This is a genomic window from Dactylosporangium maewongense (genome assembly GCF_039531485.1).
GTDB lineage: Bacteria > Actinomycetota > Actinomycetes > Mycobacteriales > Micromonosporaceae > Dactylosporangium > Dactylosporangium maewongense.
In genome coordinates this window covers 313,734-328,569 of sequence record NZ_BAAAQD010000003.1, presented here as the reverse complement: position 1 = coordinate 328,569, position 14,836 = coordinate 313,734, and the positions used below count along the sequence as shown (strand labels likewise).

Below are 14,836 nucleotides of genomic sequence, written 5' to 3'. Positions count from 1 at the left end.
CCACGCGACTTCGGTCACCACCCGTGGCCACCCGGCCACTCGGACTCACCGCGGACGCTGACCTCGGCCGCGACGGCGGCCGGTCACCGGATGCGGCGCGCATGCGCGATCCCAGCCAGCGCGGCACGCGCGGCTGTGCGTCGCGGAGCGGCGCATTGGGGTGCGGGTGAGAATCCCCGCCGGGCCCCGCCGCGCAAGCGGTGGGGGGAGTTACAGCTAGATGCGGGTGACGACGGAGCGGAGGATCTCCCAGCCTTCGAGGTCGTCGGCGGTGCCGGTGTGGGGGCGGCGGAAGCGGCGGACCTCGACGGCGATGTCGGTCAGGGCCCAGCGCAGCTGGTACAGCATGATGGTCGAGGGGCGGGGCAGGACGCCGGTGGCCGCCGCGTAGGCCGAGAAGATCGAGCCGTCGCCGGGCTCGATGAGCCACAGGTCGCGCTCGGGCGGGGAGATCAGGACGGTGTCCCAGTCGATGAGGCGCCAGCCGGTCGGGGTGAGCATGGTGTTGCCCGAGTGCGGCTCGCCGTGGGTGAGGACCGCGCGGACCGGCTCGCCGTGGCTGTCCAGGACCAGCTCGTCGTAGCGGGCGAGCAGGCCGGCCAGGGCCTCCCGGTGGCCGGCGAGGAGCTCCGCGGCCAGGCGGGCGTAGGGGCCGCAGTCGGGGCCGGGAGCCTTCAGCGCCGCCTCGATCTCGGCGCGGCCGGGGACGGCGAAGTCGTCGACGCGGGCGTGGCGGTGGACGATCGAGGGCGCGGTGTGCAGCTGGATGATCATGTCGAGGGTGGCCTGGCGGTGCTCGGGGCCGCGGAAGGCGTTCCAGTCGAAGCTCTGCCCGTCGACGAACGGGAACAGCGCGACGGCGAAGCGCCCCAGCAGGAACAGCGGCTCGCCGCGGCGGGTCGGCACGGGGGCGACGGCGAAGGTGCGGCCGGTGGCGTGCAGGTCGACGGCGACGCTCAGCGACGCGGTGAGGCGGGCGACGTCGGCGTCCTGGTCGACGGTGACGAACCAGCGGTTGCCGCCGTCGTCGGCGACCTCCCAGTGGTGGCTGCCGAAGCCGACCGCCCGGTAGCCCAGCGACGCGACGGAAAGGCCCCACTCGCGGAGAAGGGCCTCCTTGAGCGCGTCTTCGGGAAGACCAGCGGGCGGCGTCAGCACGGTTCTGCACGTTACGGCAGCCCCGGCGCCTTCGCCGCCCGACAACTACAGAGTAGGACAGGAATGGTTACTTACCAGCGACCGGCGGAGCGGTGCTCTCGACGATCTGGGCGCCCTTCGGGGCGACGAACGCCTGCGCGTCGACCTTGTCGCTGTACTTGCTGAGCTCGACGCCGATGGCCTTGTCGTCGGTGCCCACACCCTTGAACCGGGTGAGCAGGCCGCTCTCGGCGACGCAGACGTGAAACTCCTTGGCCGTGACGTCGTTCGGGCCCGCGTTGGCGTCCTGCGGGATACCGGTGACGTCGAGGCAGTCGCTCTTCTGGCCGGCGATGGTCGCGGTGTTCTCGGCGATCTTGACACCCGGTACAAGAGCCGCCGCCGTCATCAGGCCGAGCGCCATCTCCGTGTTGATGAAGCCACCGCCCGCGACGGCGGAGAGGTAGGCGGCCTGGTCGGCGGAGGACAGCTGGCCGGTCTGCACGGCGCTCTTCTGGCAGACGACCTTCTGGCCGCTCTTGCCGGTGCAGACCAGCAGTGCGTCCTCGGTGAGGATGAAGCGGCCGTCCTTGCCGATGTACGCGGCCTTCGGCGGCTGCTGCACCACGGTCGTCGGGGTGCCGTCGTCGGTCTTGTACTCGGCGGTGAAGGTCAGGCTCCCGGACTTGCCCATCCGGTCGGCGAGGTCGGTGATCGCGGAGACGTTGTCGACGGTCTGCTTGACCTGGTTGATGAGACCGCAGCCGAGCGCGCCGGCGCCGAGGGCGGTAGCGAGCACGACGGTCAGGATTCGGGTACCGGCACGATGCATGCCGCCCAATGTGGGGCCGGTCACCGGGTCTTTCAACGAACTGTCAGCAGGGCGACCCGTTGACGGTGCAGCTGACCGGGTCGGCCGCGGCGCCCTTCGCCTCGAACCCCATCCGGATCGACCCGCCCGGCTCCAGGTAGGTGTTCCACGACTGGGAGCGCAGCGTCAGCCGGTCGGCCTTGTGCTCGGCCGCGGCGCCCCAGGTGGACGTCGGGTCCACGTGCGGCGGCAGCTGCAGTTGCACGACCCAGCCCTGCAGCGGCTGGCTGCCGATGTTGGTGACCGTCACCTCGGCGTTGAAGCCGTCCTTCCACTTGCTGCGCACGGCATAGCCGGCCTTCACGCCACCCTTCGCGACAGGTTTGCCGGCCGAGGCGCTCGGCGTCACGAGCTGGGGCCGCTCCACGGTCACCACCTTCGCGGCGGGTTCCTGCGTCAGGTACAAAACGGTCATGGTGCCCGCGGCCACGGTCGCCACCGCGGCGGTGACGACAAGCACGCGCTCACGTGTCATATGCCACATCCGCGCGCCACTACCCTGACCGTCATGGAGGTAACCGTCCGGCGGGCCCGGACCGCAGACGTGCGGGGCATCCGGCGGCTGGTCGCCATGTACGTGGCGGACCGGCGGCTGCTGTCGAAGCCGATGGTGGCGCTGTACGAGGCCGTGCAGGAGTTCTGGGTCGCCGAGCGCGACGGGGTGATCGTCGGCTGCGGCGCGCTGCACGTCATGTGGGAGGACCTTGCCGAGGTGCGCACCGTCGCGGTCGATCCGACCACGCGCGGGCACAAGATCGGGCACAGGATCGTGTCGGAGCTGCTCACCGCGGCCCGCGAGATCGGCGTCCGGCGGGTGTTCGTGCTCACGTTCGAGACCCGGTTCTTCGGCTCGTTCGGCTTCGTGCCGATCGACGGCACGCCGGTCACCCATCAGGTCTACGAGGAGCTGCTGCGTTCGTACGACGAGGGCGTCGCGGAGTTCCTCGACCTGGAGCGGGTCAAGCCCAACACCCTCGGCAACCACCGGATGCTGCTGCATCTGTAGCTTGATCGCATGACTCGCGTCGCGGCCATCGACTGTGGAACGAACTCCGTCCGCCTGCTGATCGCCGATGCCCAGCCCGACGGGTCGCTCGTCGACGTCACCCGCCAGATGCGCATCGTGCGGCTGGGCGAGGGCGTCGACCGGACGGGGCGGCTGGCGGAGGCGGCGATCGAGCGCACCCGCGTCGCCCTGGTCCACTACGCGGCCGAGATCGCCGCGGCCGGGGTGGACCCTGCGCAAGGGACTGTCCGGATGGTCGCCACCAGCGCGAGCCGCGACGCGTCCAACGCCGACGACTTCCGGGCCATGGTCACCGCCACCCTCGGCTTCGCCCCGGAGGTCGTCAGCGGCGACGAGGAGGCCCGCCTCACGTTCGCCGGCGCGGTCCAGGGGCTGGGGGCCGAGCCGCCGTTCCTGGTCTTCGACATCGGCGGCGGCTCGACCGAGTTCGTGGTGGGCTCCGCCGGCGGCGTCGACGCCGCGATCAGCGTCGACATCGGCTGCGTCCGGCTCACCGAGCGCCACCTGCACGACCACCCACCGACGGCGGCGCAGGTCGCGGCGGCCGAGAAGGACATCACCGGCGCGGTCGACCGGGCCCTCGCGGCGGTCGACGCCGGCCGGGCCCGCACGTTCGTGGGGCTGGCCGGGTCGGTGACCACCGTCACCGCCCTGGCGCTGGGGCTGACCGAGTACGTGCCGGAGCACATCCATCGGGCCCGGGTCTCCACCGCCGACGTGGCGAAGGTGACCGCGGACCTGCTCGCCGCGACGCCGGAGCAGCGGCTCGCCAACGCCGTCATGCACCCGGGGCGCGCCGACGTGATCGGTGCCGGCGCGCTGATCCTGCGCATCATCCTCGAACGGGCCGGCGCCGTCGACGTCATCGCGTCCGAGTCGGACATTCTGGACGGTGTCGCGATGTCGTGTTTGCGTCAGTAAAGGTCAGCCGGTGCGGCGCACCTCGGCGCGGGACTGCTCGCGCGGGTCGGCGTCGTCGCGGGACCACCACCAGCCGTAGGTCAGGACGCCCTCGGCCGGCATCGTCATGATGATCTTCGCGGGCATGGGTCCCTCGTACGCGTTGAACACCCCGGGCTCGTGCTCCACAAACCGGGTCACACCGGGCAGTTCCAGGCATGTGACGTGGAGTTCGAGCCGTCCGGCCTCACTCGCCGTGAGGATGGTGTGCTCAACGTGTTGCAGGCCCTTGCTGTCACTGACCGCCTCGTAGTCGAGGGTGATCGCGTTGCCGCGCACCACCGACGTCACCTTGATGCGGGCGACGAACGGCCCGGACTCCAGCCCGTCGCCGCGCCCGCGGTAGACACCGGGCGCTGAGGCGAGGCGTTTCAACAGATCGGTCACGGCGCACACCGTAATACGTGCGCGCACCTGACTGTATGCATCTCGCACCTGCGGTTATCGTGGGCCGTCACCCCCGCGCCTAAGGGGCACGTTAGGGTGATATTTGCGGCATATCCGGAAGGAAGCACATGTCTGATCAGTACCCGCCGCCCGGCGGCTATCCGCCGCCCTCCGGCGGCGGTGATCCATACGGGCAGCAGCCACCACAGTACGGCCAGCAGCCGCAGTACGGGCAACAGCCGCAGTACGGGCAGCAGCCCCAGTTCGGCGCCCCGCAGTACGGGGAGCAGCCGCAGTACGGTGGCGCCCCGCAGTACGGCGACCAGCCTCCCTTCGGCGCGCCGCCCGGCCCGCCCTTCGGCGCCCCGCCGCCCCCGCCCCGCCGGGGCAAGGCCGGCAAGGTCATCCTGATCATCGTCGCGGTCCTCGCCGTGCTGTGCGTCGGGTGTGGCGGCGCGATCTGGTACTTCGCCAAGGACAGCTCGACCAACGCCAAGGTCGGCGACTGCCTCGCGGGTGACGAGATCACCGGCTCGAGCACCAAAGAGGTCGACCTCAACATCGTCAAGTGCACCGACGCCAAGGCGAAGTACAAGGTCATCGGCATCGTCGACAAGGTGGCGCGGGCCGACGCGCTGAAGCAGAAGACCACCGTCTGCGACGCGTACATCGAGCAGGGCGCGGAGTCCGTGCTCTGGCAGGGCACCGACCCGGCCAAGGGGCAGGCGCTCTGCCTGGGTCCCGCCAAGTAGTTCCCCCGAAGCACGTCCTGACGGGCGGTCCGCGACACGCGGGCCGCCCGTCGGCTTGTGCACTTGATAGTACTGCGCATTGCGTACTACTCTGCTTCACGTGGACACCACCCAGCTGCTCAAAGGGGTCCTCGACCTGGCCGTGCTCGCCGTCCTGCGGGACGAGGACGGGTATGGCTACGACATCCTGCGCCGCCTTCGGTCGGCCGGGCTCGACGAGGTCGGCGACGCCTCCGTGTATGGCACCCTGCGCCGGCTCTTCCAGGCCGGGATGCTCACCACCTACGTGGTCCCCAGCGAGTCGGGGCCGCACCGCAAGTACTACGCGCTGAACGCCGCCGGCCGGACCCAGCTCGGCGCCTCGGGCAAGGTGTGGCGGGGCTTCGCCACGACCATGGACCAGTTGATCGGGGAGACGTCGTGACCGAGGCAGCCACGATCGAGATCGACTACTACTACGAGCGGGTGGCCGCGGCCCTCGCCGACCTGCCCGCGGAGACCCGCGACGAGCTGCTCGAGGACCTGCCGGCGCACTTCGCCGAGGTGCTCGAGGAGCAGGGCGGCCCGCTCGTCGACCGGCTCGGCCCGCCGGCGACCTACGCCGCCGAGCTGCGCGCCGCCGCCGGTCTCGACGCCGCCGCGGGAGCGGAGGCCCGCCGGGCGCCGGTCGTCGTCTACTACGAGCGGTTCGTCGCGGCCCTGCCGGAGCTCGACCGGCGCGCCGGCCGGGTCATCGGCTACCCGCGGGTGACGGAGTTCCTGCGGCTGCTGCGCCCGGCCTGGTGGATCGCCCGCGCGGTGGGGATCGTGGTGCTGATCTTCGCCATGGACGTGGTGCCCGCCGACCGCTTCGACGACCCGATCGGCTGGCTGCTGCTGGCGGTCGCGATCGTCGTGTCGATCCGCGTCGGCGCGACGGGCGTGCCCCGGGCGCCCCGCTGGATCCGGTTCGCCGGGACCGCCGTCGCCGTCGTCGGCGTGCTGTTCGTGATCGCGAACGCGCCGAGCCTGCTGCGGGGGTATGGCAGCAGCCAGGACTACTACCCGACCAGCGGCGGCCGCTTCGACAGCGTGACCAACGTCTTCCCGGTCGACGAGCAGGGCCGCTCGCTGCAGCACATCACCCTGTACGACCAGAACGGCCAGCCGATCCAGGTCGGCGACTACTGGCGCTGCACCACCGGCGACGAGTCCAAGCCGGTGAGCTACCCGCTGTGCCTCGGCACGCCCCGCCCCGGCGAGTCCGAGACGCCGTCGCCGTCCGTGTCACCGTCGGCGTCGCCCTCCGCCGTTCCATCGGAGTCTCCCGCCGCGCCCGGTTCGCCATCGGCGTCCCCGTCGGCGTCGGCGTCGCTCAGCCCGAGCCCGTCCCGCTAGTTTTGAGGCGTGCCAGACGACCTTGACCTCCTCGACGCGGAGATCTGCGACTGCCGGCTGTGCCCCCGGCTGGTCGAGTGGCGGGAGCAGGTCGCGGCGACGAAACGGGCCGCGTTCCGCGACCAGGAGTACTGGGGCCGTCCCGTCCCCGGCTTCGGCGCCCACGACGCCACGCTCGCCATCCTCGGCCTGGCACCCGCCGCACACGGGGGGAACCGGACCGGTCGCATCTTCACCGGCGACCGGTCCGGTGACGTGCTGTTCGCCGCCATGCACCGGGCCGGCCTCGCCAACCAGCCCACCAGCGTCAGCAGTGACGACGGCCTGTCACTGGAGCGCACAAGGATCTTCTCCGCGGTCCGGTGCGCCCCGCCGGACAACAAGCCGACCCCCGCGGAGCGCGACACCTGCGCGCCCTACCTGCACCGCGAGCTCGCCCTCATCCGCCCGACGCTGCGGGTCGTGGTCGCGCTCGGCGGATTCGCCTGGGCCGCCTTCTGGCCCGCGCTGCGCGCCGTCTACGGTGTAGCACCGGCACGAAAGGTACCGTTCGGCCACGGCACCCTGTGGCAGGCCGACGGCGCCCCCGCGTTGCTCGGTTGTTACCACGTGAGCCAGCAGAACACCTTTACCGGCAGGCTCACGCCAGGAATGCTGGACGAGGTTTTCACCCGTGCGAAGGCACTCGCCGGGATCGGATGACGCTGACCGACGGGATGTCATGGACCGCACCTTCAACCGCTGGTTGCCGGTGCTCGCCGTCGTCGCCGTGCTCGGCATCGCCGCCGCGGCCGCGTCCACCTCGTCGCCCGAGATCAGCAAGGTGCCCGTGCCGGAGCTGCTGGCGACGCCGCCCGCGGTGTCCCCGACGCCGGACGTCATGACCTCGGGCGGGCCGCTGGCCTCGGCCGCGCCGGAGGAAGCCCCGTTCGCGCTCCCCGACTGGGTGACGTACACCGCCGGCATCCTGTGCCTGCTCGTCGTCGGGGTGCTCATCGGCTGGCTCGCCTGGTCGCTGCTGCGCAACGCCGGCCCGAAGCGCAAGGCCCGGCTCTTCGTCGAGCCGAAGCAGCCGACCCCGATGACCGACGGCGGCGCCGAGGTGATCGCCGCGGTCGACGCCGGCATCGTCGAGCTCTCCGACACCGACACCGACCCACGCCGCGCGGTCATCGCCTGCTGGGTCCGCCTGGAGCGGGCCGCCGCGGCCGCCGGCACCCCCCGCGAGACCGGCGACAGCCCCACCGACCTGGTCACCCGGCTCCTCGCCGGCCACCAGGTCAGCCGGTCGACCCTCGAAGGGCTCGCCTTCGTCTACCGCGAGGCGCGGTACGCGACCCGCCCCGTCGACGAGCGGTCCCGCCAGGGCGCGATCGAGGCGCTGCGGCAGCTGCGCTCGGAGCTGTCGCTGCAGGGAGGTGCGGCCCGTGGCGCGTAACCCCGACGAGATGGTCAGCCTCGAAGAGCTCTTCGACGCCGGCCGCACCGCCGTCGCCGCCGACCCGCGGCCGGTGCGCCGCCCGTCCCGGCCGTACGACACCCGCTGGTGGATCCGGCGGCTGTTCATCGCGTTCGCGCTCACCACCGTCGGCTGGGGGCTGCTGTACGTGGTGGGCCTGACCGTGTCGTACCCACTCGTCTTCCTCGGCATCCTGGCGGTCGGCATCATCCAGGAGGCGCTGCGGCAGGTCCATGCCGACGAGCTGCCGGTCACCGTCACCGGCCGCGGCCTCACCCCGGTCCGCCCGCCGACCCTGGCCAAGAAGAAGGCCCTGGCCAGGACGCGGCGCACCGGCGAGGTCCTCGACGGCGTCCCCGTCCTCGACGGCCTGCGCCTCGCCGTCGGCCGGTGGGAGGACCGCCTCGTCTGGGGCGAGCGCGACGCGAAACGTTTCGCCGCGCTCGTCGTGCCCCGCATCTCCGACCTGGTCGACACCAGGCTGCGGCAGAAGCACGGGATCACCCTGGCGGGGTCGCCGAGACAGGCAAGGGCACTGCTGGGGGAGGAGCTGTGGACGCTGCTGCACCAGCCGCCGTCACGCGTGCCGAGCCCAGGAGACGTAGCATCGATCGTCGCGAAGGTGGAGGGGCTATGAAGACGCTCGCACCGGCCGAGGTTGGCCGGATCGCCAAGGTGGTCCTCGACCAGGTCGGCACGGTGGTCGTCGGCAAGCGCGACTCCCTGGAGCTGGTGCTGGCCGGGATCCTCGCCGGCGGGCACGTGCTGCTGGAGGACCTGCCGGGTCTCGCGAAGACGCTGACCGCGCGCTCGTTCGCGCAGGCGCTCGGCATCAGCTTCCGGCGGCTGCAGTTCACCCCCGACCTGCTGCCCGCCGACGTCACCGGCTCGTTCCTCTACGACCAGCGCTCGCACGAGTTCACCTTCCGTGCCGGCCCGGTCTTCACGAACCTGCTGCTCGCCGACGAGATCAACCGCACCCCGCCGAAGACGCAGTCGGCGCTGCTGGAGGCGATGCAGGAGCGGCAGGTGTCGGTCGAGGGCGCCACGTACCGGCTGGACCCGCCGTTCCACGTCCTCGCCACCGCCAACCCGATCGAGTACGAGGGCACCTACCCGCTTCCCGAGGCGCAGCTGGACCGGTTCCTGCTGCGGGTGTCGTTCGGATACCCGGACGCCGACGAGGAGTGGGAGGTCCTGCGCCGCAGGATGTCCCGCCGGCAGGAGGACGCGATCCTCGAGCCGGTCGTCGACTCCGAGACCCTCCTCGCCATGCAGGGCGCGCTGGAGGACGTCAGCGTCGAGGACTCGATCGGGCGGTACATCGTCACCCTCGCCGCGGCGACCCGCTCCCACCCGCAGGTCCTCGTCGGCGCCTCGCCCCGCGGCTCGCTCGCGCTGCTGCTGCTCGCCCGGGCCGCCGCCGCGCTCAGCGGCCGCGACTACGTCATCCCCGAGGACGTCAAGGCCGTCGCCGTGCCCGCCCTCGCCCACCGCATCACGCTCCTGCCGGAGATGTGGCTCAAGCGCATCGACCCCCGGGCCGTCGTGGGCGAGGTGCTCGCGCAGACCCCGGCACCCGCCAGCGGCGCGCTGCCCACGTACGGCGGAAGGCGTGGCTGAGCGGCGCCCCTCGCCGGGCGTGCGGTCCCATGCGCGGGCCTTCGAACCGACCCGCGCGCTCGGCCGGGCGGTCTTCGTCGCCGGCGTGCTCGTGTTCGTCGCCGTCCTCATCGGCCGCTTCGACCTGGTCCTGCTCGCCACGCCGTTCGCCCTCGGCACCGCCCTGTCGCTGCTGCGCCGGCCCGCCCGCGCGCCGACCCTCGAGGTCACCGCCGCCGAGCCGTTCGTCGTCGAGGGCGCCGACCTCGACGTGAGCGTGGGCGTCGGCAACCCCAACCCGGGCGGATTCGACCTCGTCGTGGTCCGCATCGCCGTGCCCCGCTGGATCCGCCTGGAGCACAGCGACCGCCCGTACGCCGTCGGCGTCGACCCCGGCACGATCGCCTCCGTCGACCTGCACGGCCGGGTGCTGCGCTGGGGCCGCCACCCGCTCGGCCCCGTCGACGCGCACGGCTTCGCCGCCGACGGCCTGCTCATCAGCCGCGCCGTGCAGGCCCCCGCGCTGCCGATCAAGGCGTACCCGGCGATCGAGCACTTCGACGCCGCCGAGGCCATGCCCCGCGCCGCCGGCCACGTCGGCGGCCACCGCTCCCGCCGCCCCGGCGAAGGCGGCGAGCTCGCCGGCGTCCGCCGCTTCGGCTCCGGCGACCGGCTGCGCCGCATCGACTGGCGCGTCTCCCTGCGCACGCGGGAGCTGCACGTCGTCAGTACCCTCTCCGACCGCGACGCCGAGGTCGTCGTCCTGCTCGACGCCCTGCACGAGGCCGGCCGCTCCGGCGGCATCGACGGCCGCGCGTCCGTCCTGGACACCACCGTCCGCGCCGCCGCCGGCATCGCCGAGCACTACCTGCGCCGCGGCGACCGGGTGGCGCTGCTGCAGTACGGCGGCCAGATCCGCCAGCTGCGCCCCGCCAGCGGCCGCAGGCACTACATGACGACCCTCGAGTGGCTGCTCGACATCAGCCCCGCACAGGTCGCCGACGAACCGCCACCCTCGGTCTTCGGCCCGCACATGGTGCAGCACAACGCGCTGGTCATGGTCCTCACCCCGCTCCTGGACCCCCGCTCGGCATCGATGCTCGCCAACCTGGCCCGCGCGGGCCGCTTCGTCGTCGCCGTCGACACCCTCACCGAGCCCTCCGCCGCCCTGCGCGGCACCGGCCCGTGGGGCGCGGTCGCCCACCGCCTCTGGCTCCTCGAACGCGACAGCGTCATCGGCCAGCTCCGCGAGCACGGCGTCCCCGTCGTCCCCTGGGGCGGCGCCGGCAGCCTCGACGAGGTCCTGCGCGGCGTGGCCCGCGTCGCCCTCTCCCGGACGGTCACCAAATGATCGAGGAGCTGCAGGACGCCCTGCTCACCCGCCTGGGCCGCCTCAAGGACATGCTCGAGCGTGCCGCCGCCGGCCCCCTGCTCGTCCGCTTCGCGGTCTTCCTGCTCACCCTGGTCGCGGCCCTGGTCGCCTTCCCGGCCGAGGTGATCCTCAGCCCTCTCGCCCTGCTGATGGCCGCTGTACTGGCCGCGCTGCCCGCCCTCTTCCCCCGCACCCGCCTGGTCGGACTGGCCATCCTGCTGTGTGCCTTCGGCTGGCTCCTGAACACCTACACGTACGGCCAGAAGATCACCATCCCGCGCCTGATCGCCCTGGCGACCGTCCTCTATCTCACCCACTCCCTGTCCGCCCTGGCCGCCGCCCTGCCCTACGACGCCATCGTCTCCCCGGGCATCATCGTCGCCTGGCTCCTGCGCGCCACCGCCATCGTGAGCGCCTCAGCCATCGTCAGCGTCATGCTCCTGGCCGTGGTCAAGGCCGTCATCGGCCCGGTCTTCCTCCTCGCCTCCCTGGTAGGCGTCCTGGCCGCCGCCACCCTGGCCTGGCTGATCACCCGCAAAGCGCCGTAATAACCCCCACCGCGGCAGCGGTGGGGGGGATTTACAGTGAGTGCGGTTACAGCTTGCGTAATGGTCGTTACATGTCTGTGGCCTGACTGAAGATGAGGGGTGTTCGCGGCTAGCGTTGCTGGTGTGGCTGCTAAGCGAATCCTTATCGTCGGTGCGGGGCACGTCGGGCTCTACGCCGCTCTTCGTCTGTCCAAGAAGCTGGGCCGGCACGAGGCGGAGGTGACGGTTGTCGATCCGCAGCCGCACATGACCTACCAGCCGTTCCTGCCGGAGTCGGCGGCCGGCAACATCTCACCGCGGCACGCGGTCGTGCCGCTGCGGCGCGAGCTGAAGCGCTGCCACGTGCTCGCCGGTGAGGTCACCCGGATCGAGCACGCCCGGAAGGTGGCCATCGTCCAGCCGATCGTGGGGCCGCCTCGTGAGGTGCCGTATGACCACATCGTCGTCGCGCCGGGGTCGGTGTCGCGGACGCTGCCGATCCCGGGGCTGCGCGAGCACGCGGTCGGCTTCAAGACGATCGGTGAGGCCATCTTCCTGCGCAACAGCGTGCTGGACCGGCTCGACGTCGCCGCGACCACGATCGACCAGGCGACCCGGCGCCGGGCGCTGACGTTCGTGTTCGTCGGCGGCGGGTATGCGGGCATCGAGGCCCTCGCCGAGATGGAGGACATGGTCCGGGGCGCGCTGCGGTACTACCCGGAGATCCCCCAGGAAGACGTGCGGTTCGTGCTCGTCGAGGCGGCCCAGCGGATCCTGCCCGAGGTCGGGCCGGAGATGGGCGCCTACACGGTGGTGCAGCTCACCCGGCGCGCGATCGACATCCGGCTCGGCACGCGGCTCGAGTCGTGCGTCGACGGGATCGTGAAGCTGTCCGACGGCGACGAGTTCCCGGCGGACACGATCGTGTGGACGGCGGGCGTCAAGCCGCACCCGATGCTGGAGGACACGGACCTGCCGCGGACCCAGCGCGGGGCGATCACCTGCCTGCCGACGCTGCAGGTCGTGGACGCCGACCAGAACGTCGTCGACGGGGCCTGGAGCGCCGGTGACTGCGCCGCGGTGCCGGACCTCACGTCGGCGGTGCCCGGGGCGCTGTGCTCGCCGAGCGCGCAGCACGCGGTCCGCCAGGCGGCGCGGCTCGCCGACAACATCGCCGCCGTGGTGCGTGGGCGCCGCCCGGTGGAGTACAAGCACAAGCACGTCGGCTCGGTCGCCGGGCTCGGCCTGTACAAGGGCGTCGCGCACGTCTACGGGGTCAAGGTCCGCGGGCTGCCGGCGTGGTTCATGCACCGGACGTACCACCTGAGCAGGATCCCCACGCTCAACCGCAAGATCCGGGTCCTGGTCGACTGGACGCTGCAGCTCGTGCTGCGCCGCGAGGTCGTCGCGCTCGGGTCGCTGCACGAGCCGCGCGAGCCGTTCCTGACCGTGGCCCCGCCGATCCCGCTGCACCCGACGGCCAAGTCGGACCAGAAGGCGAAAGCGGCCTAAGGCGCGCGCCACACCCAGACGTCCTCGACCCGCTCGCCGGGGCCGAGCAGGCCGTCCATGGTCTGCTTGAGCGCCCCGGCGTTCGGGTGGCGGGGGTCGAGCACGAAGGACGCCGCCCGCCAGTACGCGACGTCGCGGGCGAGCGCGGTCCGGTCCTGGTCGGTCGGGAAAGCGGCGGACCCGGACTTCGCGACCCGCTGCAGCAGCTGCGACGTCGGCCGCGGGTAGACGCCGACGGCCGCCGCGCCGCCCTTGCCGTACGGCCCGATGAACCAGCCCTGCGGGGTGGCGATCCGCACGTCGGTCGCCGCCGCCCACCGCATCGCGTCGGGGTCCCGCGGATCCGGTAGCGGCACGGGCACGACCACGCCGTCCTCGGGCGTGTACATCCGCCAGTACCCCTCCGTGAAGAACCGCGGCGCGGGGGCACGGTCGGTCACCGGCAGCGGCACCGGGGCGAGCGGCACGAGTGCGGCCGTCACCGCGACCGGCACCAGCAGCCGCAGGGTCTCCGTCTGCGTGATCGCCGCGTGTACGACCCGCGCCACGATCACGGCGAGCAACGGGATCGTGCCGAGGGCGAACCGCGTCGGCAGCGCCGACTCGATCACCGGCAGGCCGGACAGCAGCGCGAACGGCCCACGCTGCTCGGTGGGCGAGTCGTCGACGACGATCCACGGGCCGAGCGCGAAGAGCGACAGCACGACCGTAGTCACGGCCGACGCGAGGACCGCCGGCTGCCGCCACATCCAGACCGTCGCCCCGAGCGCGACCAGCAGCAGCGGCGCGCCGAAGAAGGTGGTGTACTCCGCGGGCCCGCTGACCAGCCGCGCGGCGCTGTCGTCGCCGGCGAGCGACTGCGGCGAGATGGCGGTGAAGCTGGCGAGGTCGGCGGAGAAGAAGGAGGGATGGAACACCCCGCCCGAGGCGCTCTGCGGCCCCTGGAACTGCAGCCACAGCGGGTACGCCAGCAGCGCCGCGGCCAGTCCGGCGCCGATGCCCAGGCCGAGGATGAACGGCGGCACCACCCGCCGCGACGGCCGGGCCGCCGCCGCGAACACCAGCGTGAACACCGCGAGGGTCACGGCCGCGAGGAAGAGCACCTCCTCGCCGACGAAGAACTGCGCGGTGACGAGCGCGCCGAGCAGCACTCCGGTCCGCGCGGTCCGCCACGTCACGTCCGTCTGGTGGGCGAGGCGGACCACGCACCAGACGATCGGCGGCACCAGCCACGCCGCGGTCATGTGCAGGTGCGCGTTGGACTGCGACACCATGCCGGGCGCGAACGCGGCGAACGCGCCCCCGAGCAGCGCGCCGGCCCGGTGCGTCCCGAGGGTGCGGGCGAACAGCAGGTACCAGCCGATCCCCGTCGCGGCGAGGTTGCCGGCGACCAGCAGGCTGAACGTGACGGGCGCGCCGAACGCGAGGGTCACCGGGGCCATCAGCAGCCCCATGCCGATGAGCGAGGCGTTCGCGAGGAGGTTGACGCCCTCGGGCGCGTTGAGCATGCCGGTCACGAGGGTGAAGTCGCCGCGGTACGCTCGGGTGGCGTAGGCGAGGAACCACTCGTCGAGTGCCTGGTCACTGGGGTTGTGCGCGAGCACGCGCCCGGCCGGACCGGGCCACAGCCGGTGCGTCAGCAGCGCGGCGGCGAGGATGAAGAGCAGCCCGGCGCCCACGTCGACCGGCCAGCGTCGCGACGCCTGCAACGGTGGACCCTCATTTGTCAAGGGCTCCGGCGGCGCCATCTCAACCTCGTCGGTCAGTGGGGGGCTGCTCACCCGGATGACAGTAACGGCGGTCCCCTTGTCGGTGTTGACGGTTCGTCGGACGGGCTACCGTGAGACGCGTTT

The 14,836-nt window shown here is 72.3% G+C and carries 17 protein-coding genes; 12 read left to right on the top strand and 5 right to left on the bottom strand.

The window, feature by feature from the left end; genetic code table 11:
- Nucleotides 1-216: 216 nt before the first annotated feature.
- From ABD332_RS11175 to ABD332_RS11165, 3 genes are all read right to left on the bottom strand, one after another.
- Nucleotides 217-1,158 carry a phosphotransferase gene (locus ABD332_RS11175; RefSeq protein ID WP_344501739.1) on the bottom strand — a complete coding sequence of 314 codons (942 nt, stop codon included), beginning with the start codon at nt 1,156-1,158 and terminating at the stop codon, nt 217-219.
- Between the two features lie 67 nt (nt 1,159-1,225).
- On the bottom strand, nt 1,226-1,969 hold the full coding sequence (locus tag ABD332_RS11170) for a hypothetical protein (protein WP_344501738.1): 744 nt from the start codon (nt 1,967-1,969) through the stop codon (nt 1,226-1,228).
- A 43-nt stretch (nt 1,970-2,012) separates the two neighbouring features.
- Nucleotides 2,013-2,483 (bottom strand): cellulose binding domain-containing protein, encoded by a 471-nt coding sequence (locus ABD332_RS11165; protein ID WP_344501737.1) that lies wholly within the window; start codon nt 2,481-2,483, stop codon nt 2,013-2,015.
- 33 nt (nt 2,484-2,516) lie between these two features.
- Between ABD332_RS11165 and ABD332_RS11160 the strand changes: the two genes are divergently transcribed.
- Nucleotides 2,517-3,014, top strand: coding sequence for an amino-acid N-acetyltransferase (locus ABD332_RS11160; protein ID WP_344501736.1), 498 nt, complete (start codon nt 2,517-2,519; stop codon nt 3,012-3,014).
- Nucleotides 3,015-3,023: 9 nt separating this feature from the next.
- Complete coding sequence (locus ABD332_RS11155; RefSeq protein ID WP_344501735.1) at nt 3,024-3,956, top strand: Ppx/GppA phosphatase family protein; 933 nt, start codon at nt 3,024-3,026, stop codon at nt 3,954-3,956.
- 3 nt (nt 3,957-3,959) lie between these two features.
- On the opposite strand, the gene ABD332_RS11150 is transcribed toward ABD332_RS11155, so the two are convergent.
- On the bottom strand, nt 3,960-4,382 hold the full coding sequence (locus ABD332_RS11150; RefSeq protein WP_344501734.1) for a hypothetical protein: 423 nt from the start codon (nt 4,380-4,382) through the stop codon (nt 3,960-3,962).
- 128 nt (nt 4,383-4,510) lie between these two features.
- Here ABD332_RS11150 and ABD332_RS11145 point away from each other — a divergent pair, with 128 nt between their 5' ends.
- The 10 genes from ABD332_RS11145 to ABD332_RS11100 all read left to right on the top strand — a co-directional run bounded on the left by ABD332_RS11145 (nt 4,511) and on the right by ABD332_RS11100 (nt 12,983).
- Nucleotides 4,511-5,134, top strand: a complete 624-nt coding sequence (locus tag ABD332_RS11145) for an LppU/SCO3897 family protein (protein WP_344501733.1) — start codon at nt 4,511-4,513, stop codon at nt 5,132-5,134.
- Nucleotides 5,135-5,234: 100 nt separating this feature from the next.
- The gene (locus ABD332_RS11140) at nt 5,235-5,558 is read left to right on the top strand and encodes a PadR family transcriptional regulator (protein WP_203845204.1); all 324 of its coding nucleotides are present in this window, start codon (nt 5,235-5,237) and stop codon (nt 5,556-5,558) included.
- Entirely contained in the window at nt 5,555-6,511 is a 957-nt protein-coding gene (locus ABD332_RS11135) for an HAAS signaling domain-containing protein (protein WP_344501732.1), read from the top strand. Before ABD332_RS11140 ends, ABD332_RS11135 begins: the two co-directional genes overlap by 4 nt.
- Nucleotides 6,512-6,520: 9 nt before the next feature.
- Nucleotides 6,521-7,213, top strand: coding sequence for a uracil-DNA glycosylase (locus ABD332_RS11130; protein ID WP_344501731.1), 693 nt, complete (start codon nt 6,521-6,523; stop codon nt 7,211-7,213).
- 19 nt (nt 7,214-7,232) lie between these two features.
- Nucleotides 7,233-7,949, top strand: a complete 717-nt coding sequence (locus tag ABD332_RS11125) for a DUF4129 domain-containing protein (protein WP_344501730.1) — start codon at nt 7,233-7,235, stop codon at nt 7,947-7,949.
- Nucleotides 7,939-8,607 carry a hypothetical protein gene (locus tag ABD332_RS11120; protein ID WP_344501729.1) on the top strand — a complete coding sequence of 223 codons (669 nt, stop codon included), beginning with the start codon at nt 7,939-7,941 and terminating at the stop codon, nt 8,605-8,607. The genes ABD332_RS11125 and ABD332_RS11120 overlap by 11 nt, the downstream gene beginning before the upstream one ends.
- Nucleotides 8,604-9,593, top strand: coding sequence for an AAA family ATPase (locus ABD332_RS11115; protein ID WP_344501728.1), 990 nt, complete (start codon nt 8,604-8,606; stop codon nt 9,591-9,593). The genes ABD332_RS11120 and ABD332_RS11115 overlap by 4 nt, the downstream gene beginning before the upstream one ends.
- A complete protein-coding gene (locus tag ABD332_RS11110) occupies nt 9,586-10,923 on the top strand; it encodes a DUF58 domain-containing protein (RefSeq protein ID WP_344501727.1) in 1,338 nt (445 codons plus the stop codon). Before ABD332_RS11115 ends, ABD332_RS11110 begins: the two co-directional genes overlap by 8 nt.
- On the top strand, nt 10,920-11,492 hold the full coding sequence (locus ABD332_RS11105) for a hypothetical protein (protein WP_344501726.1): 573 nt from the start codon (nt 10,920-10,922) through the stop codon (nt 11,490-11,492). Before ABD332_RS11110 ends, ABD332_RS11105 begins: the two co-directional genes overlap by 4 nt.
- Before the next feature lie 123 nt (nt 11,493-11,615).
- A complete protein-coding gene (locus ABD332_RS11100) occupies nt 11,616-12,983 on the top strand; it encodes an NAD(P)/FAD-dependent oxidoreductase (protein ID WP_344501725.1) in 1,368 nt (455 codons plus the stop codon).
- Here the strand turns inward: ABD332_RS11100 and ABD332_RS11095 are convergent.
- Nucleotides 12,980-14,764, bottom strand: coding sequence for a hypothetical protein (locus ABD332_RS11095; protein ID WP_344501724.1), 1,785 nt, complete (start codon nt 14,762-14,764; stop codon nt 12,980-12,982). The genes ABD332_RS11100 and ABD332_RS11095 overlap by 4 nt on opposite strands.
- Nucleotides 14,765-14,836: the final 72 nt, after the last annotated feature.